Origin of the sequence: uncultured Cohaesibacter sp., from assembly GCF_963556055.3 — a bacterium.
GTDB lineage: Bacteria > Pseudomonadota > Alphaproteobacteria > Rhizobiales > Cohaesibacteraceae > Cohaesibacter.
In genome coordinates, this window is sequence record NZ_CAUVYE020000031.1 from 135,001 (window position 1) to 156,180 (window position 21,180).

A 21,180-nucleotide genomic window follows, 5' to 3' on the forward strand; every position below is an offset into this window, starting at 1 on the left:
CATTTGGTCAGAGACCAAAGCCCCAAGACGTTTTCCATCACCGAATTCAAGTTCAACATGTTCACGGCCCAAGAAGGTCGCATTGGTATCAACCATGCACCCGCTTTCGGTTACCGTCGTCATCGTTCCGAGCACACGGCGTCCTCCAGAGCGAATGATGCACAGTTGCATCATCTTGGCCTTGAGGTCATTACGTCGTTCATCAACGTCTCGGGCAATCCCTTCAAGAAAATGCTCAACCTCGGAGCCCAGCTTGCCCGCTGCGCTGGTCAACTGTTCAGCCGCCTGTTCCACCGACATGGCCTCATTGGCCGTTTCTTCAATGACATTGGATGCTCCTTGCGCTTTCGCGCGCGCTGTGTCCACTTCGGAGGACGCTTGCTGGACGGATCCCGCAATATCCTGCGTCGATGCCTCCTGTTCTTCCACTGCGGTGGCAATGGTCGTAGTAATCGCGCTGATTTCACCAACCGTCTCCGAAATGCGGGCAATCGAGCGAACCGCATTTTCAGTCAATTGTTGCACACCACCAATTTGGGTACTGATTTCTTCCGTGGCTTTTGAAGTTTGACTTGCCAGCTCCTTGACCTCTGATGCCACAACGGCAAATCCCTTGCCCATTTCTCCGGCGCGAGCCGCTTCAATCGTGGCATTCAGTGCCAACAGATTTGTTTGATCGGCGATATCGCGAATAAGACCGACGACGGCTCCGATCCGCTCGGCAGCTTCCGCCAGAGACCCAACATCGCGGTTTGTGGTTTGAGCGATTTCGGTTGCCTTGTTGACCATCTGATTGGCATGCACCGCCTGACCGGCAATCTCTCGGACCGAATGAACCATATGGTCCGTCGCAGTCGCAACCGACTGAACATTGCTCGAGGCACCTTCCGAGGCTTTCTCTGCCTGATTCGCCTCACTGGAAGCCTGGGTCGCGACACCGGACAGTGTCTTGGCAGACCCCTTCATGGAAGCGGCCTGACTATCGACAGCCCCGATGGTTGTCTCGATGACACTCTTGAAGCTTCTAACCATGTCTTCCAGATCGGTTTGCCGGTTGCGCTCACGCTTTCGCTCTGCTTGCTGGTCATTCTCCAGACGTGCCCGCGCCACGGCATTTTCCCGAAACACTTCCACAGCGCGCGCCATATGACCGATTTCATCATGGCGATCCAGCCCATCAATCTCCACATCGATATTGTTTTCGGCAAGCCGTGTCATGTTTTTCACAAGACCATAGAGTGGCTTTGTTATGGATCGGGCAACCAAGTAGGAAAGACCAATGACCGCGATAGTGATAACGGAGAGAAAACCGCAAATGATCCAGAACTGCTCTTCGGCCTCAAGAGCAAACGCCTCTGACTCAGACAGAATGCCGGCTGCGATTTTATCCTCTATCCCTTTCATCCGATCAATACGTTCCGTACTGGCAGCAAACCAGGCAGGGCCGCTAATCGAGGAAACCTCTCCCCCGAATGGCGCCTTGTTGGCAACAGAACGCATTTGATTGACGACGGCCTGCTCTTCACCCTCAAGCAACGCTTTCCAATCGGCAATGGCCAACGGATGACCGAATCTCTGAAATGTGGCAATGAAAGATCTTTGCATCGCCTCAAGACCAACGAAATTCCGATAGATCGGCTCTTCGAATTTTCCGGCACCGAACCCCGTCGCCCCCATGGCGCGCTCGATCCCAGCCCGCTCCTTTGCCTGCAAGAAACCGATGTAGGAAACCAGATCCCTGACAATATCGCCATTATCGGAGATCATGGCAACGCTCTCCACCATATTCAGCAACTCGGAGATGAGAGGCGTATAATAACCCGCCATTTGCGGCACAGTCAGAGCAAAGCCATCAACACCCGCACGCATGGCCTCCAGCTTTTCCAGATCTGAAACCGCTTTGTTGTAAGGAGTCGTAAAGCCTTCAAAGTCGAGATGCCCACTCGGAGCTGGCAGCTTCTGGCGAAATAGACTGAGAGCGCGATCTGTATCTGCGCGACGCGAACCGATGTCATTGGCAAATCTTGCCCCTTTCGAGCCAATGAAGCCCGCCGACGTCCCCCGCTCCTTTTGCAGCTCATGCACAAGATCGGACACCACTGGCGCAAGCGCAACCACTTCACTGACAGAGCGCGCCAACACCGCTTCCTGATTTGCCTTGATCAAGTCCGAAATACTGACCCCGATCAGTGCACATAAAGGCACGAGAGCCAGGATTGCAATACGAACAGAAAGCGAAAGATTTTTCCAAAACAGAATCATATCCAGTCCTCGCGAAGCTTAACTGGAAATATCAAGCCATAGAAACATTAATGAAAGTAATAAACAATGTTATATAAAACAAACATCTTCCAATGTTTCCAATAGACTTGCATAGAGAAGCAAGTAAGCATAGTAAATATCAAGAATGTATTATACTTGTTTTCTTGAAGACAAGGAACGACCAAGAATAAATCCATTGAGACCCAAAATCACGCCAAGGGCCAAGGGCGAGAAGAGCGCCTCTTCTTGAAAAATCCCGTTCACGAGCGCGACAAGAGTGATGTAAAAAGTGATGGAATGCAGATTGATATTGCTCACAAAGGAAACCTTGTAAGTCTGCCAGGCAATCCAGACATAAACGGCCAACAGTCCGAAAGTTGCGAAACCCATCTGATGCAACAAGGCGGCAACAGCACTTTCCATGGCAACAGGCGTCCGCCCGGCCCGTTGATAGGCTTGCCAATCGAGCTTGTCGAAATCGGTTATCAGGTTGCCTCCATCGCCGATCCCGTTGCCAAGAGGATAGTCGATAAAATTGTAAAGCCCTCCCATGAAGCCCAGCACATGGAAATCGCCAATTCTCAAACCCGTGATAATGCCCAGGAAAATATAGATCAGCAAAACAGCAACAAGAGCCCACACGGCGAAAATGGGACCAAAGAGCCAGCGCCCCAGCAAGGCGCAATAGGCCAGAAACAACATGATGAGGGCCCCTTTGGCACTCGCCATGAGCAGCAGGGGAGCAAGAAGCAGGGCCAGATACCATCTCTTGTTGGTCAACATCAAAACGGTGAGAAAGGCCAGAATATAGGAATAACTGATCGGATGCCCATTCGGGCCGTTCACTCGCAGAACGGTCAGGCCCTCACCCAGCAGAGGGGTATTGAAAAAGGCAACCCGCATCGAATCCAGCATGCCAACCACAAAACGACCGGTTTGCAGAGCCACCTTGTCGGGTACAAGATTTAGAACCGCTTCCCTGGTTGTCAAATCCCACAAGGTCCAGCCGTTTGTCAGATCAATCCATAGCTGCCGATCGAAAACCTCGATATAGCCAAGACCTATGATGAGCACTGTGACCCAGGTAAAGAACGGAACGACCGACAATTCCCGCTTCAATGTGGCCAAAAGGAAAATCTGGAAGATCACCAGCGGCGTGATGATGTTGCGCAGATAGATCGACGCGCCAATGGGATTTTTTGCAAAACCCAGAAGAAAATAGACGCCAATCAGGCAAAAGCCGACAAGACAGGCAAGCATGACGCGATTAACCGACCGGCTGTAGGATCGCCAATTCACTCCATAATGGCCAAACATCCAGAGCCAGAAGACCATCGCGGTGAAGAAGTTGTAGCCGCGGATAATATTGTAGTCGTCCGAACTTGAAAGATAACCCGAAAGCATTGAGACGAACATGTTCTGAAATATCTGGGAGAAGATCACCACAAATGGCGCTGCCGGCGAAAAAAAGAACACAAGCCCGGTCGCAAGAACGAACTGGCTGGCAAAGGCCAGAATCGGACTGATAGAATGAACAACGAGGGGAACTACCGTGAATGCAAGACAGAGAAAGAAGAGGAAGACCTGATCTGCAACGCCCCTCGCCAAACGGAGAACGGCACCCTTACCAATCTCAGGGCCAGAAAGCGTCGAGTCCAATTCAATCGATACCATCCAGAACGACCGCCCCTATAAAAGATCCAATGCCTGTCTCAACTTCAGGCAAAGCACCAGCACGAAAAACGCAGGCCGATCATGTCGGCCACTTCACACACACCCTTCAGACTAGCCACACTTCTATTAGAAAAGATTTAAGCAAACCGAGATGTCCCTTTCCCAAAAGAAAATCGTGGCTTCACAAGCTCGGAACAATAAGATTGGGCGGAAAAGACAGGATGGTGACCCCGGCGCGAGTCGAACGCGCGACCTACCGCTTAGGAGGCGGTTGCTCTATCCTTCTGAGCTACGGGGCCAGCCAGACGAAAAAATCGAATCAACTGGATGAAAAGGCAGGACCAGTCAAAACCGGACAGCTTCGCCAACACAACAATCCAAGCCATGTCTGATTTCTTCGCAGAGCAAAATGCCGACAATCGAATCCCCCAAGTGTCAGAACAACCCTGAGGACCGACGAAAGAGATCGACAAATTGTCATGGCTCTGTATCATTTCAACAAACCGAGATCAACCGGTCAGGCCATCATTTCACGACAGGTCTTCTTTGCTCAGAGATCCGGCCGAACAGGAAAGTGCGATGTTCAAATTCTTCAGCCGAGCAACGCTGTTTGCCCTGTTGTCCTCTCCAGCGGTCTCGACCCTGGCAGACACGAGCGGCATCAACAGCTGCCTGTCCGGCAACCGGGCTGAATTACCACCCGTTTTTCTGAGCTATTATCCGCCAAATGACTTCACGACACGGAATGGAGACAAGTTTAAACTGGCAGGCATCATCCTCGAGTCCCTCGCCACGCAAAAACTTGAAAAAAGGAAGCAGGACGTGATATCCCGCTTCATAGCAGAGACCCGTATCACCAACCACATCCCCGCCAGCCCAAAACCGGATCGCTATGCCAGACTTGCGACCTTCCCAACCCGTGTTGGAGACGACAAAGCGGTCACCCTTCAGGAAAAACTGATAGTACAAGGCCTTGCACGCGTCTTGATCGAAGGCCTGCCCTCCCAATGCGCCCATGGCTTGCTCAAATTGGAAGAGACGGCCCGATCAAAGCGGACTGGTTTGTGGAAATTGCAGCAATATTCCATAAAAAAGGCAGACCAGCTCCAACTTTCTGCCATTGTGTCGACTTACCAAATCGTTTCGGGGCAAGTCATTTCCGTAAGCCGCCGCCCGGAAGGAACGAGCTTTGTCAATTTTGGCAGGAACTGGTCCGAGGATTTTACTGTGTCCTTGAGCAAAAATGCGCTCAAAGAATGGGAGGCGGGAAAAAGAAATCTGGAAGATTTGCAAGATCGGACTATATATGTACGCGGTTGGATTGAAGAAAGCGGCGGGCCAATCGTCAGGATTTCAAACCCGTTTCAACTGTCGATTGCCTTAAGCGAATAAGAAGATTTGACGGCGATCCCGAAACGAATAACTTGTAACAGATCGTTTGACATGGCACTTGTCAAAAGTAACAAGATCAAAAGCAGTGTGGGGACGAAAGCGTGACTAAAAAGCGCAAGAGCAATTTGAGAGTGATAGGCACAGTCTGCCTTTCTTTCATGCTGCTGTCCGCATGCAAAAGCTTTTTGTCCGGAACAGAAGGCCCCTCCATTTCCGGTGTTGCCCCCAGTGGTCAATATGCGGTGAACAGTGCGGAAACCGAGATTGGCGCTGCCGAGCATCCCAAGATCGTAAAGGCCTACGGCGGGATCTATTACAACAACAAACTGGAAATGATGGTCAGCAAGCTTGTCGGTCGTCTGGTTGCCGCCTCAAGCGAGCCCAATCGTCCCTATCGCATAACCATCTTGAATTCGCCCACGGTCAATGCCTTCGCCCTGCCCGGTGGATATCTCTATGTCACCAGAGGCCTTCTGGCCCTCTCCAACGACAAGGCTGAACTCGCCGCAGTCCTCTCCCATGAAATGGCCCATGTCACTTCCCGTCACGCCCTCGCAAGGGCCGAGGCGAAGAAGAATAATGAGCTTGTTTCAAAAGTGATGGACAAGATGGTGGGGCAAAACACAAAAACCGCCAGCGTCAAGGCCAAAAATCTTGTGACCCTGGCATCTTTCAGCCAGATTCAGGAACTCGAAGCCGACAAGGTTGGCATTGAAACTGCTTATCTGGCGGGACTGGATCCTTTTGCCGCAAGCCGCTTTCTGTCCACCATGGGCGACTACGCCAATTATCTGACCGGCCGTTCTGAAACGAATCAGGCCAGCTTCCTGTCAACGCACCCTACGACGCCACAAAGAATCAAGGCGGCCATCCTGACAGCCCGTCGCTATGGCGGACCTGACATAGGTGCCAAGGAAAGAGACGATTTCCTTGATGCAATTGATGGCATCCTGTTTGGAGATTCACCGGACGAAGGCTTTGTCCGAGGCAATGCCTATATCCACCCGCAATTGCGCATTCGCTTCAGCCTGCCCAAGGGATACCGACTGGAAAACACTTCCAAGGCGGTTCTGGCCGTCGCAGCAGACGGCACCGCCATGCGCTTTGATGGCGTCAATGTCAGCCCGGATATTCCGCTTACCCAATATCTGACATCGGGCTGGGTAACAGGTCTCATAACCGGCTCAATCAGAGAACAGAATATCAACGGTCATTCAGCGGTTCTGGCAGCAGCCGAAGCAAAGGGCTGGACCTTCCGCATTGCCATCATTCGGGATCGCTCGGCAACCTACCGATTCGTCTTTGCCACCACCAATCCCAATGCCGATTTTGAAAGTGCAATCGCCGAGACAGTGAACAGCTTCCAAACATTGACCGCAGCACAGGCCAAACTCTTCAAACCTCTGCAAATCAGTATCGTCACAGCGAGCAGGGCCGACACGATCGACTCAATGGCCGCCCACATGGACGGAACAGACGACAAGAAACGGCTCTTCATGATTCTGAACAATATCGATCCGAGCCAGAACTTGAAGAATGGCCAGAAGGTCAAACTCGTCGTCAGCCGCTACTAGTCGAGAGGCCGCACGCCAATCTTGCAACTTCCCCCCCCGAACGCACCGAGCGCCCCTTTTTCCGCGCAACGCGGCGTGCAAGGCGTGAGAAAAGACAAGCTTCCAGCTGATCCGAAAAGACCACTGGCACGATTGGCGCCCTCCAAAAGACAAGAATGAAAAAACCCGACAGCATCGAAATGCCACCGGGCTTTTTCCTATCAGGGAATTGAACCGGGCAAAAATCAGGCAGCAGCCTCTTCCTGCTCACTCTTGGCAGCCCCGCGACGGGGGCTCTTTGAGAGATTTTTCTCGATCAGATGAACCGCTTCAGTACCAGACAATTTGCGAATTGCTGCCACTTCACGCGCCATCCGGTCAAGTGCAGCTTCATAAAGCTGGCGTTCTGAGTAGGATTGCTCTGGCTGGGTATCCGAACGATAAAGATCGCGAACGACCTCTGCGATTGATTGCAGATCTCCGGAATTGATTTTTGCTTCATATTCTTGAGCGCGGCGACTCCACATGGTGCGCTTGATCCGTGCGCGACCGGTTACCGTGGTCAATGCTTTTTCAACGGTTTCTTCTTCAGACAGTTTACGCATGCCAACAGAAGCAATCTTGCCTGTTGGAACACGCAAGGTCATTTTGTCCTGCTCGAAACTGATGACGAACAATTCGAGCGTCAGGCCAGCAACTTCCTGTTCCTCGATATTGACGATTTGGCCCACACCGTGGGCCGGATAGACAATAAACTCGTTGATTTTAAAGCCCTGACGTTGGGTGGCTTTTTTGATTGCCATACGCTTGAAACTCCCGCGTCACTTGTCGAAGCGAACAAAATTGCCCGCTTGCAATTATTCCGAATAAAAAGAGGGAAATCCCCCTTGACCGGTATTCTGTCGAGACAAAACCGTCCTGCACCCACCTACACAAGCAGGCCCATTCCGGTATCGCCATTTCCTTCAAAGCTGAAATCGGTCCTCACATAAAAAGGCCGGTGTGGATTGCGTACTTTCACATTGCATCTGGAACCAAATACGCATAAAAAAACTCCTGAAGTAGGAGCCGTGCAACCTTCCTTTGTCAGCTGATTAGGGGAGCATATCATATTTTTGCACATTTTCCAATGTTTGATTGTGATCAAATTGACATCTGATGTCCGCGCTCCCGGCATGCGCTTTCATATTCCCGTAAAAAAGCTCGAATTTCAGTCGTTTTAGACTGCAAAACACTGACTTTTATTGGGACCAAAAAAGTCGGCCAATCCATCTCGGACCGCCGACTTCCAGCCTAGCAAAATTGCATGGCTGCCATTCTCAATCACCATCACCCGGATTTGGAGACAGATGTTTCAGCTTGTCTGACACGCCGTCCCATTTCTTGGCATCTTCCATTGGCTCCTTGGCAATCGTGATATTCGGCCAGATCTGGGAATATTTGGTGTTGATTTCAAGCCACTCCTCAAGCCCCGGTTCCGTATCGGGCTTGATTGCTTCAGCCGGACATTCCGGTTCACAGACACCGCAATCAATGCACTCATCTGGATTGATGACGAGAAAGTTTTCACCTTCATAGAAGCAATCCACCGGACAGACTTCCACGCAGTCCGTGTATTTGCACTTGATGCAATTGTCCGTTACCACATATGTCATTGCAAACTCCGCGTAAATTATGGTTTGCAGCAGCCCCTGCACGTCGTCGCCGAGACTGCTAACATTGGCTCTTCAACCAGAAGCTTGAAAGAAGTTGCCAAAGAACGACCGCCAACAATACGATCTTTTTGTTCGATCCCTTAGCTATCGTTTTTGCAGAAACCATTCAAGCAGAACCAAAGTCAAGTATCCACTCGAACAAAGCTTTAGGTCAATTTCCTTCAAAAAATCATAATAGAGGCATGATATCCCCCACCGGAAACAGCTTTAGCCGAATCGCAACGTTCAATGCAAATTAAATGAATGTCATGGACGCTTCCAGATCGAATTCGGTGAACACATCGAAAACCGCAAAGCCCGAAAACCAACCTAGTCCAGATAACCACGCTTCAGGCGCAACAATTCACGACGATCCTTCTTCGTGGGACGCCCGGAATGCATCTCTTGCGTCACTCCGCCTGGTTCTTGCACTTTTTTATCCGGCACCGGAGACAGATCCTTATAGAGCAATTGTGCCTCAGGTGCAGGGCCGCGACGGCTCCCCAATGCAGCCACTTCAAGAATGCGGACCTGATTGGCTTTTGCAATGGTCAACACATCACCGACTTTGACAGTGCGGCTGGCAGCTGCGACCTTTTCCTTGTTAATGCGTACTGTTCCGGATGTAACAAGTTTGGCCGCAAGGCTCCGTGTCTTGGCCACCCGTGCAAACCAAAGCCATTTATCAATCCGCAATTTGGCGTTTTCTTCGCTCATCCCGTTGCAGACCCACTCTTCGATGCAGTCATGAAAAAGCGGGCAGACGCCCGCTTTTTCATAAAGTTTTCAATCAAGAACAGTGACAAGACACTATTTTTTCTTGTCCAGATTGGCCTTGAGAGCGGCCAAGGCTGCAAATGGTGAATCCGGATCCGCAACCTTTTCCGGTTTGCGTGCGCCTTGATCTCTCGGCTTACCACGGTTTTTGTCACCACCGCGAGGACGATCACCACCCTTGTGGCCACCCTCCGACCGCGGACCACCACCGCGTTTGCCGCCACCTTTTCCGCGGAAATCTCGCTGACCATCCTTCTGGCCATCTCCGTGACCACTTCGGGAACCAGACCTCGGCCGCTGACCGGAACGGTTGGGACGCTTGTCTCCCCGTCCACCAGGACGCCAGATCTCAAGCCACTTTTCTTCTTCCTCTTCCGCTACAGCCTTGCCTTCCGCACTCGCCTCTTCGGCTGGCTCATTGGCAGCCTCGGCGCTCTTGTCCTCGTCCGCTGCCGGACCTTCACTGTCTGAAGGTGCCTGAGTTTCCGAAGGCGCAGAAGTTTCGCTTGCACCCTCATCTCCGGCTTCCAATGTAGCGGGAGTCTCAGACGCGTCGGTTGCCTCAGCAGCCTCAGCGGTTGCCTCGCCCGCCGGCTTGGCAGCCTCGTCGGCCTCGACCGGGGTCGGTTCGATCTTGCGACGCTCGACCCGATAGCCAAGAGACTTCAGGATGGTCGAGAAATCTTCACCCGCACATCCAAGCAGCGATGTCATGGCAACAGTGACGGTAAAGCCCCTGTCAACCACGCCTTCGGGTGGCTCTGGTGCTTCCTCGGTCGGACGCCAGCTTAGCAGAGGACGAATCAAATCGGCCAGCCGCTCCAGAATGTCGATGCGCACGGCCCGCTTGCCATAGACGCCAAAACCGACAGTCTTGTAAAGTGCCGGCGTAATGGCTTCATTGACCGGTATCGATGTCCGCCCGGAAGCCGACAGAGACGGAACCTCGACAACACCGTCCTGTTCGAGTCCTCCATTATGCAAAGCCCACATCATGACCAGCAAAGTGCTGGGAGCAGGCTTGAGAAGAGCAGGAACATAGATGTGATAGGCACCAAAACGCACACCGAACTTGCGCAAGGAGGCACGCGCCTCCTGATCAAGCGAGCGGACATCGTCCGCGACAGACCGGCGATCCAGAATACCGAGATTTTCAACCAGTTGGAAGGCAAGCCCCTTGGCGATCCCTTCAAGTTCCTCGGCGCTGGACAGATCGACCAGTGGCTGAAGCAACAGATTGATATGATTGCTCAGCCAAAGATTGATACGGTTCTGCACATTTTCAAGCGCCGCACCGGTCAGACCTTCATCAGCCAATATCGTCAATCTTGGTTTCAGGACATCATCACCAGCCACAAGCTTGGCGATCGGAGCACCTTGCCAACGCAGCATGCCATCACCAGACAGCAAGAACTGGTCATTGGCCGCTCCGGCTATTTTTTCCGATCTGTTTTCGAATTCCACAGACAGGACTTTCTGCGCAGCGGCATGAATGGCTTTGGCGTCATTGCCTTCGGCACTCACATCGGGCGCAAAGCGAAATCCATGCAATTGTCCAACATGCTGGCCTTCTACCAACACGTCTCCGGCAGGAGTAATTTCCGCTTCGAGCATTGCTTTTTCTCTCAGACGTTTCATTAATACACTGGTGCGCCTATCTAGAAAGCGCTTGGTAAGCCGCTCATGCAGAGCATCGGATAACCGATCCTCTACGGCTCTGGTCTTCTCTTGCCACAAAAGGGGATCATCAAGCCACCCCTTTTTGTTAGCAACAAAGGTCCAAGTGCGGATATGTGCGATTCTATTGGCGAGTGTGTCAATATCGCCATCAATTCTATCCGCATATGCAATTTGTGCAGAGAGCCAGTCCTCTGACAAGATCCCTCGATCATCAAGCTGTTGATAAAGAAGACCAATCAATTCTGCATGGTTCGCAGGTGCAATCTTGCGATAATCGGGCACCTGGCAAACATCCCATAGAAGTTTCAATCGCTCAGGATGATTGGCCCGACGCTTGATATCCCGATTTTTGTACAAAAGTTCCAGCGCCTGCAAGTCGCTGGCTGGCAGGCTCCGCGTCAATCCGGGCTGGTTCGGTGTCACTTCAAGCGACGCAATCAGATCCGCATAGGATGTGAAATCAAGAAGCCGACTGCGCCATTGCATCATCTTGACCGGCTGAAAGATGTGACATTCAAGCTGTTCAACCAGTTCATCCTCGAACGGAGCCACGCGCCCCGTAACACCGAATGTGCCATCGCTCGTGTGACGACCCGCCCGTCCCGCGATCTGGGCCAACTCCGCAGCTGTCAAACGGCGATGCTGAAATCCGTCAAACTTCTTCTCTGCCGCAAAAGCCACATGGTCGAGGTCGAGATTGAGCCCCATCCCGATAGCATCCGTCGCAATCAGATGGTCGACGTCACCATTTTGAAACAACTCCACCTGAGCATTGCGCGTGCGAGGGCTGAGGCTGCCCATGACAACCGCGGCACCCCCCTTTTGCCGGCGCACCAATTCGGCAATCGCATAAACATCATTGACAGAAAAGGTCACAACCGCCGAGCGCCTTGGCAGGCGGGACAGCTTTTTTTGCCCCATATAGGAAAGCTGGGAAAGCCTCGGTCTCGATGTGATTGTCGCCTTTGGCAACAACTGCTCTATCAGCGGCTTCATGGTCGCAGCCCCCAGAAGCAGCGTCTCTTCTCGCCCACGCAAATTCAACATGCGATCTGTGAAGACATGACCGCGTTCAAAGTCGGCAGCCAACTGGATTTCGTCAATGGCAACAAAGGCAACGTCCGCTTCCGATGGCATCGCCTCGACGGTGCAGGCATGATAGCGCGCGCCATCCGGCACAATGCGTTCCTCGCCGGTATGCAGCGCCACCTGTGCTTTTCCGACCTTGGCGACGAGCCGGCCATAAACCTCACGTGCCAGAAGCCGAAGGGGCAAGCCGATGATGCCGGAGGAATGGGCAACCATGCGTTCGATCGCCATATGCGTCTTGCCCGTATTGGTGGGGCCAAGAACAGCGGTCACGCCTCCATGCGAAGCATCACCCTTCGGAGCGTGACTGAAATTGTCTGCCCAACCCGGCGCACGTTCACGAATATGTGCCCCCGCGCTTTCTGCCGTCTCGTCCGTCGGGGTGGATTTCGCAATCGGAGCAACCTTTCGCGCCGCTGTTGAAGAGGTCGGCTTGTGATGCTTTCTGGCTGGCTCTTCAATACCCTTGGCCTTCGAATGCCTCAGGAGTTCGGCTTCAATGCCGGCAAACCCGTCCTGCTCGTCGGAGCGCACCTTCCGACGCATCTTCTCAGCGGCCCGTGACGCTTTTTCTTGCCGCGCCCGTTCTTCCTGCTCGCTTCTGAGAGAGTGTCCGAGTTCGACAAGCGTCGCAAACGGTGAATCAGGATTGCTCTTTTTACTCATGACTTCGGCATCAGCCTATCTCTGAGCCGATCAGATCATCGGCCGGCTCAGTCATTATCATAGTGGCGGCACAAAGATGTGGCGCAGTTTCATCTTTCTTCCAGATAGCGACCCCTGCCAGCAAAGGCAACAACAAAGGATCCCGGCATATCTTCATGCCGTTCCAAATTTGCAGCAAAATGACAAGCGCCGCAATTGCCTGCAAAGGAAAGACAAAGAACCAAACCTCTTTGTGAAAAAGGAGTCGTAAGTGACTCTTTTTAATAAATAGAACGAGTCTGGAACGAATCATGGCCGAATCGCTGACACTTCGATGTTTCCACTTTGTTCCAACCCCATCTAGATGACAATTTCAATACAGACACCAAATATGGTGGGACGAATGTTTCACGGACAAATGCGAATGGTTTCGGAGAGTTTCAAAAATCGCCAGTTTTTAATCAAAGTGATTTAAAATGGAACAGTCATTTCTTTTCAATAAGTTAATAAGGGCATCAACGGAAAGCAGCCCATCTTAACCATTTGAACGCAGGTGGAACAAAGTCAGCACGAATCGATGATATCGCAATGTTTGCGATTTGTTCTCACAACATATATACATTTTTCACTCAACACGACCACATTTAGTGCAAAGGATCTTGATTTTCAAAATGGACCTGATTCTCTGGCTTGGGAAATTAAGCAAATTTCCCGAAATGAAACAAAAATCAAATGAAGGCTGGAAAGTGTAAGCGCCGCCTTTCGAACGGTTGGCGCGTCACAATAGGAGAACAAAGAAGAAGCAGGAAGCAGGTTTCCAAAGCTGACACGAAAAAAGGGCCTTTCGGCCCTTCTCGAATTCACTTCATTAAGCAGGCATATTCTGGCGACGGGTCTGCCATGACCGCAGACCGTAGCAGCTAGTCGATATGCATTTCCTTTGCGGCAAGCACCATCCGCCCGACATTCGTTCCGATCTGCAACCGGTAAATTGCAACCACCGGATCATCGGCCACCGGAATGAACCAGGCTTCGATGTCCTTGTTATTCTCCAGGCTTTTGGTGCTGCTATTGTCAGGTCTGTGACCGGCCACAAAGCGAACACGCGCCCCGCAAACCGTTGCAGGCCCGGAATACTGATCCGCTCCCTGCCCCTTGATATCTTTCATGCCCTTGTAAAAGAGCTCGATATTATAGCGCCAACGCCCATCGAACATGCGGATCGTGCGATCACAAACCGACTTGCCGACCCGATCATTCTTGGAGCGCACAGACATCAGCAGACTGCTGAGAGGATCAACAATGCCTCTGGTATGAACGCGCGTCAGAGGAATGCGATCCTCACGCTTGATCAGCGGTGGTGAGGCAGAAAAGTCGCTCACATTGCCCGAATGCATCGCGATCTGAACCACATTGTGAATTCTGGCCTCTTTGGAATTGAGCGCATACATGGAAGGCAGAATACGTTCGCCGCTGAAGGAGCCTTTGCTAACAGCCCGCCCCTTGCTATCGATGAACAGTCTGGAAATACCGGATGTTTGCGCAAAGGCATCGATCTCATAACGGTGCCCCTTGACCGAAGCGCTGACAGAGCCACCCCCGACCGGAATACCGGCAACATAAATCGAGAATTTGGCCCCGATCTCTGTGGCACTCACCTGAGGAACCACGCCGATCAAACCCGCCAGCAATCCCAGTGCCAAAGGCGCGCGAGACAAACCGGCGCGATGACGCAAATCAGATGAACCCAACATCCATCGTGAGGAAAAATGCTTCCATTTCAGCATATTTATGCCCCGAACGCCCTTCACAACGACAACTCACTTGTCGTATTCAGAAAAATAAAGCACCGCAAATCCCCGAATGCGATGATCGCAAAGAGAACGCTTGCATAGCTCACTATCTCCACACTTTCACTGAATATGGTTAACAAATTGCGAGCAATTCATTAGTCTTGCCAAACGAGACAATTCTGCAACAGGACGACTTTCCCAAAATGCAATGCCCCGCACAAAGCCGCTCATTTTCTTGCCAATCCCGGTTGAGCGCCTTACGGAAGCAAACAACTGGATAGAGCGAATATCTGGGAAATACGTTAGATTCTTGAACAGAAGGGATTAAACAGAGCAGAAATGCTTGACGAGCCGCCAAAGGATCACTATACCGAGGCGACTTTCCGCCGAACTGCAAGAACGCAGACCGGATGGACACAGAATCTGTAATGAGCGGGCGCCGTTCGGCGTCCTAATAATTTGTGAGGGAATTTCCATGGCACGTCGCTGTGAACTGACCGGTAAAGGCGTTCAGTCCGGTAACAATGTCAGCCACGCAAAAAACAGAACCCGCCGTCGCTTTCTGCCAAATCTGGTGAATGTGACTCTGCTGAGCGATACCCTCGGCACTGGTTTCAAGATGCGCGTCAGCGCTCACGCTTTGCGTTCTGTTGAGCACCGTGGCGGCCTTGACGCTTTTCTGGCCAAAGCCAAAGACACTGATCTGTCCGATAACGCGCTTCAGATCAAACGCAAGATCGAAAAAGCAACTGCTATCGCATCTTGACGGTCTGGCGGCTTGGCCGCTGACAATCGAACAACAAAACAGCGCCAATTGGCGCTGTTTTCTTATCTCCCTGCTGCTTTGGGCTATTCTCCCATTCGCGGCCTATATCAAGGAGGGTGACATATGGTTGCTACTCGAAAAAGCATTGGCCTTGCTGTTCTGGCCATGGTCGGCGTTGTTGCCGCCTCCAATTATCTCGTTCAATTCCCCTTCAAGCCGTTCGGATTGCAGGACCTCCTCACCTGGGGAGCCTTCACCTATCCGATGGCCTTTCTGGTCACCGATCTGACCAACCGCAAGTGCGGCCCCCAGAATGCCCGTCTGGTGGTTCTGGCAGGCTTTGCCATTGCGGTGCTGATTTCCATTTGGCTCGCTACCCCGCGTATCGCGATTGCGTCAGGCTCGGCATTTCTCGTTGCCCAGCTGCTTGACATCACGGTTTTCAACCGCCTGCGTAAGAATACCTGGTGGCAAGCCCCATTGGCCTCTTCCTTTTTTGGATCAGTGATCGACACGGTGATCTTTTTTGGCATCAGCTTTGCCGTGCAATTCGCCTTCATCGATCTCGCTTCCGGCATCACGCCCGACACATTCGCCACAGAAAGCGCATCGCTTCTGAGCCTCGGCCTCATCGACGCACCGCGCTGGGTCAGTTGGGCGATTGTTGACTATTCATGCAAAATGGTCGTGGCGCTCGCCATGCTTGCCCCTTACAGGCTCTTGCTTGGCCGCAAGGACTTGCTGACACTAGCCGCCTGAAAGAGCAAAGACTGATCACAATGAGCGAAAGCCGGTTTGAAAGAAATCAGACCGGCTTTTTTACTGGTCCCGGGACAGAAGAAACTGCAAAAGCAATGTGCGTTGCAAGGCGCTGAAATTATCGTCGGAGATAAGGCTGACGACATTGTCTCCATCAGGCAGACCCTGAATATCAAGCCCCTCCATATTGTCGAGCGCGTAGGCAAGATTGCCACGCATGAGGACATCGGTCTGCTCGATCGGGCCAGGCCTGAAATCACTGCGTCTAATCCGGCGCAATTGTATCTCAAGCCCGCCGAGCAACGACACTTTTCGCTCCAGAATGATCAGATCGCCCTGTTGGGTAAAGGCCGCATCTGTCACCGAAAGTCCATCGGACTGAGGCAGGTCGAAGGTGCGCACCTGTCCCGGCTCGTAAATCCAGCCGAGCACCCGTCCTTGCCTCACCTTTTCTGACAGCAGAATGAACGCACCATTATATGGGCTGCCTTCCGGCGCAATTGCGAGCGCTTCAAGCCCCTCATTGGCCTGATTGGCCTCCTCGATCAAAGCGGGCAATCGCTGCTTTCCCTCAAGACGGGCAAAGCCGAAATCCTTGAGACGATAACGCGTGAGCCGAACGATCCCCTCGAAGCTGACAAAGGCCTCCCCACTTCTGACAGCCAACCCCTCGGCATCTCTCTGCCAGTCTCTCTGCGCTTTCCCAAGGCCAGGCAGATAACGGATTGCGGTTTCCCTGACATCCACCGGCTTTCCCTGTTCGAACACCAGCCGCCCCGAGAGGGCTGCCCCCTTGTCACCTACAGCGATGAAATGCTCGGCATCCAGAAAGGCAAGGCCCGAAAATCCCCCGAAAAGAGGATCGTCGCTGGAAAGCTCAAGACCACCTATCCAGTCAAGTTTGCCAAACCGCGTTTGTGATCCGGAAAGACCATGAAAGGAGAGGATCTTCGAGGCTTGCACCCATATCGGATGCGCATGCGGTCGGTCCCTGGGCAACACCGAAAGCGTTTGAGCCCTGGAAGCACTTGCAAAACTCGCCATGAAGATCGCAACAACAAAAAGGCAGGCCACTGAAAGCAACCTGCCTGATACAGAAAAACACCCAACCGGTTTCATGCGATCAGCGTCTCCGCAACCGGCGAGGTGGTTTTTTCAATTCTACCGAAGCATTTTCATCAAACAGCTCTGCCAGTTTTTCCGTCATCGCACCACCAAGCTCTTCGGCATCGATAATCGTCAGCGCCCGCTTGTAATATCGGGTCACGTCATGACCGATACCAATCGCCAGCAGATTGACCGGAGAGCGGTTTTCGATCTCGTCAATCACTTCCCGCAAGTGCTTTTCAAGATAGTTGCCGGCATTGACCGACAGGGTTGAATCATCCACCGGTGCCCCATCCGAGATCATCATCAGGATCTTGCGCTGCTCGGGTCGCATCAGCAGCCGCTTGTGAGCCCAATCCAGTGCTTCACCGTCTATATTTTCCTTCAGCAGCCCTTCGCGCATCATCAGACCCAGATTACGCCGCGATCGCCGCCATGGGCTATCGGCAGACTTGTAGATGATGTGGCGCAGATCATTAAGACGCCCCGGTGTTGCGGGTTTGTCGGCCTGCATCCATGCCTCGCGAGACTGCCCGCCTTTCCATGCCTTTGTGGTAAAGCCGAGAATTTCCACCTTGACGTTACAACGTTCAAGCGTCCGCGCCAGAATATCGGCACAAACCGCAGCAATGGAAATGGGACGTCCTCGCATGGAGCCCGAATTATCCAGCAACAGCGTCACGACGGTATCTCTGAACTCGGTATCACGCTCCCATTTGAAGGAAAGCGGACGCATCGGATCAGTAACCACACGGGTCAAGCGCGCGGTATCGAGCAATCCTTCTTCAAGGTCAAAATCCCAACCGCGATTCTGCTGGGCCAGCAACCGGCGCTGCAAACGGTTGGCAAGACGTGCGACCACCTGGTGTAGATTCTGAAGCTGCTTGTCCAGATGCCCACGCAGCCGATCCAGTTCGGCCTGCTCGCACAACTCTTCTGCATGTACGATTTCGTCATAGGCACGTGTAAAGACCTTATAGCCGGTATCGGGCGAATTCTTGCCATAATCCTTCGGATTGACGGCCTGCCCTGCATCCTCGCCCTCCAGATCATCAAAATCCTGCATGTCCTGACTGATCTGGTCATCGGCGTCGGATTCGCCACCTTCAACATCTTCAGCGCTTTGCTGAGTCTGATCTTCCTGTTGCTGCTCGCCGCCCTCTTCGGTCTCGGACGGCTTGTCATTTTCAGCAGACTCATCCGTGCCATTGTCGGTATCGTCTGCATTGTCATCACTGTCTTCAGGCTCGCCGCCAAGATCATCGGCAACATCGAGATCAGACAGCAACCGCCGCAATTTACGTGCAAATCCAGCCTGATCAAGCATCTCCTCTCCAAGGTCGGAAAGGCTATCCCCGGCTGTCTGCTCGACCCAGTCACGCCATTGCTCGACAAGATGGTGTGCCGATTTTGGGATCGGCGTTCCCGTCAGCTTTTCTCGCACGATGAGAGACAGCACATGATCGAGCGGAGCTTCCTCACCGCGCGTGGAATCGCCACTGACAAATCGGCTATAGCGGTCCTCGAGCATGGCGGAAACATTCTGCGCAAGCCCTGACATCTGGCTTGAACCGATCGCCTCGACCCGCGCCTGCTCCACAGCATCGAAAACGCCTCTGGCTCTCGCCCCTTGCGGTGCCAGCTTGGCATGAACGCGCGGATCATGGCAGGCAACACGCAAAGCCAGGCTATCGGCCTGTCCGCGCAAGATTGCAGCTTTCTCGGCAGTCAGGGCCCTGGGAGGCTCGGGCAGACGGGCCTGTCCCGATACCAGCATGGGCCGATCAGCAGAGAAATGCACATCAAGCTCGACATGACCCGCGATCGCCCTCAGCGTCCCACTGACAGACTGCTTGAAACGTTCATTCGGATCGACCGAACCACCTAACTTGGATGATGACTTACTCGACATGCTTACAATTTCTCACTGAAGCCCTTTATTGAAAACGGGCTTAACTGACAGCCACATTCAGAGCGGATTCAGGCAACTCCTCACCAAAACAGCGCTGATAGAATTCGGCAACCAGCGGCTGCTCCAGCTCATCGCATTTATTGAGGAAGGTCACACGGAAGGCAAAGCCGAGATCGCCAAAGATATCGGCATTTTCCGCCCAGGTAATGACGGTACGAGGGCTCATGACCGTGGAAAGATCACCATTCATGAAGGCGTTCCGCGTCAGATCGGCAACCCGTACCATTTTGTCAGCGGTATCGTGCCCATCATCACCAACCAAGGACTTGACCTTGGCAAGAACGATATCGGTTTCCTTGCCGTGAGGCAGATAATTGAGCGTGGTGACAATGGACCAGCGGTCCATCTGCCCCTGGTTGATCTGCTGCGTACCGTGATAAAGCCCGGACGTATCCCCCAGACCAACGGTGTTTGCGGTTGCAAACAGACGGAACGCCGGATGAGGCCGAATTACGCGGTTCTGGTCAAGCAATGTCAGCCGACCGGCGACCTCAAGCACGCGCTGAATGACAAACATCACGTCAGGACGACCAGCGTCATATTCGTCAAAAACCAGCGCAACGTTATTCTGCAAGGCCCAGGGCAGGATGCCATCACGGAATTCGGTGATCTGCTTGCCGTCCTTCAAAACGATGGCGTCCTTGCCGATCAGATCGATACGGGAGATATGGCTATCGAGGTTGACGCGCACACAAGGCCAATTAAGACGGGCAGCCACCTGTTCGATATGGGAGGATTTGCCCGTTCCATGATAGCCGGAAATCATCACGCGTCGATTGTGGGCAAACCCCGCCAGAATCGCCAGTGTTGTCTCCTTGTCAAACAGGTAATCGGGATCGAAATCGGGCACATGATCGCTTGCCTCGGAGAAAGCAGGCACTTTCAAATCGATATCAATGCCAAAAAGGTCGCGCACAGACACTTCGGTATCCGGCAAATTGGAAATCTCGTTGCTCATTTCATTCATAATACTGCTCTGGATAAGGCCATTCTGCGTCTTGCACAGATGCTGCTTTGAGGGAATGTCAACTGGCGTCAGACTTGCGGCCCGCTTCATAAAAGCTCTGCTGTTCAAGTCGGCAACTTAAAGCAAACAGACCCAAAAAGGAAAGGAAAGATTACTCATTCTGTTCCAAATAGGAAAATCAACAGGACAGCCGATCAAATCTGCAAAAAATCAGGACACGAGTGAAAAAGGATGAGGGAGCGCAATAAGGGACCTTGAGGCCCCTTATACAATCTTGTCTAGCAGTAACCACCGGCGCGGAGCGTATTATAGGCCGCGATCACATCTTGCAGCCGCTCTTCGCAGGCCCGATCGCCCTTGTTGAGATCAGGATGATTTTCCTTCAACAGGCGCTTGTAAGCGCGTTTGACGTCATCCGCCGTTGCCGGCAGCGTCAAACCAAGCGTCTGAAAGGCCTTGGCCTCCAACGGGCGCAGCTTGCGTGTCTGGCCCTGATGCCGAGACCGGCGCTTCATGCGCTCGGTGGCGCGCTGTTGCCTGCCGTTCGAAAAGCCGGTGGTCTCCCAGCTCTTACCAAGTGTTTCACCGGCCTTCTCGGTTTCATTGCCCCAGGCATTGACACCCATTTTCCAAGTCGGGCGATCACCGGTTACCGTGCTGGCCTTTGCTTCATCTGCGGTCTGGTCGTCCATTCCGGAAAAATAGTTATAGTTCCGGTTGAATTCCCGGGCATGCTCTTCACAAAAATTGTGATACTCGCGACCGTTCGAGCCCCGCTTTGGAGCACGACAGCCCCCGCGTTTCTCGCATCCGGGCCATTCGCAGGTTTCTTCTTCTTGCTGCTTTTTTCTACGATCGACATCGGGTTTGATCCGAATGGAGTCGAAGAGTTTTGAATCAAGTTTCATGCGTCTTTACTTGTCTCCAACCATTGTGTTTGACAAACAAATTCAAAACGGGCATTTCAAAAATTCATGGGATCTTTGAAATACCCGAAGATTGATGGTGACTTGCGCTTCGGCATTCACAACGCCCGGAGGCATCCCACAA

At 52.6% G+C, this 21,180-nt stretch carries 16 protein-coding genes and 1 tRNA gene (1 of these 17 only partly in view); 4 read left to right on the plus strand and 13 right to left on the minus strand.

The window, feature by feature from the left end:
* From ACHZB8_RS20105 to ACHZB8_RS20115, 3 genes are all read right to left on the minus strand, one after another.
* Window positions 1-2,262, minus strand: partial view of a methyl-accepting chemotaxis protein gene (locus ACHZB8_RS20105; protein ID WP_316862932.1) — the 5' portion only. It extends 66 nt beyond the left edge of the window; only the first 2,262 of its 2,328 coding nucleotides appear in the window; the start codon lies at window positions 2,260-2,262; its stop codon lies beyond the left edge, outside the window.
* A gap of 150 nt (window positions 2,263-2,412) precedes the next feature.
* Window positions 2,413-3,936, minus strand: a complete 1,524-nt coding sequence (locus tag ACHZB8_RS20110; protein ID WP_316862934.1) for a hypothetical protein — start codon at window positions 3,934-3,936, stop codon at window positions 2,413-2,415.
* Between the two features lie 222 nt (window positions 3,937-4,158).
* A tRNA-Arg gene (locus ACHZB8_RS20115) sits at window positions 4,159-4,235 on the minus strand.
* A gap of 280 nt (window positions 4,236-4,515) precedes the next feature.
* Between ACHZB8_RS20115 and ACHZB8_RS20120 the strand changes: the two genes are divergently transcribed.
* Both ACHZB8_RS20120 and ACHZB8_RS20125 read left to right on the plus strand, forming a co-directional pair.
* A complete protein-coding gene (locus tag ACHZB8_RS20120; RefSeq protein WP_316862936.1) occupies window positions 4,516-5,328 on the plus strand; it encodes a thermonuclease family protein in 813 nt (270 codons plus the stop codon).
* 101 nt (window positions 5,329-5,429) lie between these two features.
* Window positions 5,430-6,902, plus strand: a complete 1,473-nt coding sequence (locus ACHZB8_RS20125) for a M48 family metalloprotease (RefSeq protein ID WP_316862938.1) — start codon at window positions 5,430-5,432, stop codon at window positions 6,900-6,902.
* A 224-nt stretch (window positions 6,903-7,126) separates the two neighbouring features.
* Here ACHZB8_RS20125 and ACHZB8_RS20130 read toward each other — a convergent pair whose 3' ends face one another.
* The 6 genes from ACHZB8_RS20130 to ACHZB8_RS20155 all read right to left on the minus strand — a co-directional run bounded on the left by ACHZB8_RS20130 (window position 7,127) and on the right by ACHZB8_RS20155 (window position 14,553).
* A complete protein-coding gene (locus ACHZB8_RS20130) occupies window positions 7,127-7,684 on the minus strand; it encodes a CarD family transcriptional regulator (RefSeq protein ID WP_316862940.1) in 558 nt (185 codons plus the stop codon).
* A 516-nt stretch (window positions 7,685-8,200) separates the two neighbouring features.
* On the minus strand, window positions 8,201-8,536 hold the full coding sequence (fdxA, locus tag ACHZB8_RS20135; protein WP_316862941.1) for a ferredoxin FdxA: 336 nt from the start codon (window positions 8,534-8,536) through the stop codon (window positions 8,201-8,203).
* 369 nt (window positions 8,537-8,905) lie between these two features.
* Window positions 8,906-9,292: an RNA-binding S4 domain-containing protein gene (locus ACHZB8_RS20140; RefSeq protein WP_316862943.1), complete on the minus strand. Its 387-nt coding sequence runs from the start codon at window positions 9,290-9,292 to the stop codon at window positions 8,906-8,908.
* 93 nt (window positions 9,293-9,385) lie between these two features.
* The gene (locus ACHZB8_RS20145; protein ID WP_394706231.1) at window positions 9,386-12,787 is read right to left on the minus strand and encodes a helicase-related protein; all 3,402 of its coding nucleotides are present in this window, start codon (window positions 12,785-12,787) and stop codon (window positions 9,386-9,388) included.
* A gap of 10 nt (window positions 12,788-12,797) precedes the next feature.
* Entirely contained in the window at window positions 12,798-13,079 is a 282-nt protein-coding gene (locus tag ACHZB8_RS20150) for a hypothetical protein (protein WP_316862945.1), read from the minus strand.
* A gap of 607 nt (window positions 13,080-13,686) precedes the next feature.
* Window positions 13,687-14,553, minus strand: a complete 867-nt coding sequence (locus ACHZB8_RS20155) for a DUF3108 domain-containing protein (RefSeq protein ID WP_316862946.1) — start codon at window positions 14,551-14,553, stop codon at window positions 13,687-13,689.
* Window positions 14,554-15,034: 481 nt separating this feature from the next.
* On the opposite strand from ACHZB8_RS20155, the gene rpmB reads away from it, so the two are divergent.
* Both rpmB and ACHZB8_RS20165 read left to right on the plus strand, forming a co-directional pair.
* Window positions 15,035-15,325, plus strand: a complete 291-nt coding sequence (gene rpmB / locus ACHZB8_RS20160) for a 50S ribosomal protein L28 (RefSeq protein ID WP_316862947.1) — start codon at window positions 15,035-15,037, stop codon at window positions 15,323-15,325.
* 123 nt (window positions 15,326-15,448) lie between these two features.
* Complete coding sequence (locus tag ACHZB8_RS20165) at window positions 15,449-16,084, plus strand: queuosine precursor transporter (RefSeq protein ID WP_316862948.1); 636 nt, start codon at window positions 15,449-15,451, stop codon at window positions 16,082-16,084.
* A gap of 60 nt (window positions 16,085-16,144) precedes the next feature.
* Here ACHZB8_RS20165 and ACHZB8_RS20170 read toward each other — a convergent pair whose 3' ends face one another.
* From ACHZB8_RS20170 to ACHZB8_RS20185, 4 genes are all read right to left on the minus strand, one after another.
* Window positions 16,145-17,128: an esterase-like activity of phytase family protein gene (locus tag ACHZB8_RS20170; RefSeq protein ID WP_316862950.1), complete on the minus strand. Its 984-nt coding sequence runs from the start codon at window positions 17,126-17,128 to the stop codon at window positions 16,145-16,147.
* 79 nt (window positions 17,129-17,207) lie between these two features.
* Complete coding sequence (gene cobT, locus ACHZB8_RS20175; RefSeq protein ID WP_316862952.1) at window positions 17,208-19,103, minus strand: cobaltochelatase subunit CobT; 1,896 nt, start codon at window positions 19,101-19,103, stop codon at window positions 17,208-17,210.
* A 40-nt stretch (window positions 19,104-19,143) separates the two neighbouring features.
* The gene (cobS, locus tag ACHZB8_RS20180; RefSeq protein ID WP_394706239.1) at window positions 19,144-20,121 is read right to left on the minus strand and encodes a cobaltochelatase subunit CobS; all 978 of its coding nucleotides are present in this window, start codon (window positions 20,119-20,121) and stop codon (window positions 19,144-19,146) included.
* A 287-nt stretch (window positions 20,122-20,408) separates the two neighbouring features.
* Window positions 20,409-21,038, minus strand: coding sequence for a J domain-containing protein (locus ACHZB8_RS20185; protein ID WP_316862953.1), 630 nt, complete (start codon window positions 21,036-21,038; stop codon window positions 20,409-20,411).
* Window positions 21,039-21,180 lie beyond the last annotated feature (142 nt).

What these genes read in the sequence shown, in the direction of transcription:
- ACHZB8_RS20140 (WP_316862943.1), bottom strand. Translation starts at nt 9,292, where the DNA reads ATGAGCGAAGAAAACGCCAAATTGCGGATTGATAAATGGCTTTGGTTT.
- ACHZB8_RS20155 (WP_316862946.1), bottom strand. Translation starts at nt 14,553, where the DNA reads ATGCTGAAATGGAAGCATTTTTCCTCACGATGGATGTTGGGTTCATCT.
- ACHZB8_RS20185 (WP_316862953.1), bottom strand. Translation starts at nt 21,038, where the DNA reads ATGAAACTTGATTCAAAACTCTTCGACTCCATTCGGATCAAACCCGAT.
- ACHZB8_RS20110 (WP_316862934.1), bottom strand. Translation starts at nt 3,936, where the DNA reads ATGGTATCGATTGAATTGGACTCGACGCTTTCTGGCCCTGAGATTGGT.
- ACHZB8_RS20130 (WP_316862940.1), bottom strand. Translation starts at nt 7,684, where the DNA reads ATGGCAATCAAAAAAGCCACCCAACGTCAGGGCTTTAAAATCAACGAG.
- ACHZB8_RS20170 (WP_316862950.1), bottom strand. Translation starts at nt 17,128, where the DNA reads ATGGCGAGTTTTGCAAGTGCTTCCAGGGCTCAAACGCTTTCGGTGTTG.
- fdxA (WP_316862941.1), bottom strand. Translation starts at nt 8,536, where the DNA reads ATGACATATGTGGTAACGGACAATTGCATCAAGTGCAAATACACGGAC.
- ACHZB8_RS20165 (WP_316862948.1), top strand. Translation starts at nt 15,449, where the DNA reads ATGGTTGCTACTCGAAAAAGCATTGGCCTTGCTGTTCTGGCCATGGTC.
- ACHZB8_RS20120 (WP_316862936.1), top strand. Translation starts at nt 4,516, where the DNA reads ATGTTCAAATTCTTCAGCCGAGCAACGCTGTTTGCCCTGTTGTCCTCT.
- ACHZB8_RS20145 (WP_394706231.1), bottom strand. Translation starts at nt 12,787, where the DNA reads ATGAGTAAAAAGAGCAATCCTGATTCACCGTTTGCGACGCTTGTCGAA.
- cobT (WP_316862952.1), bottom strand. Translation starts at nt 19,103, where the DNA reads ATGTCGAGTAAGTCATCATCCAAGTTAGGTGGTTCGGTCGATCCGAAT.
- cobS (WP_394706239.1), bottom strand. Translation starts at nt 20,121, where the DNA reads ATGAGCAACGAGATTTCCAATTTGCCGGATACCGAAGTGTCTGTGCGC.
- ACHZB8_RS20150 (WP_316862945.1), bottom strand. Translation starts at nt 13,079, where the DNA reads ATGATTCGTTCCAGACTCGTTCTATTTATTAAAAAGAGTCACTTACGA.
- rpmB (WP_316862947.1), top strand. Translation starts at nt 15,035, where the DNA reads ATGGCACGTCGCTGTGAACTGACCGGTAAAGGCGTTCAGTCCGGTAAC.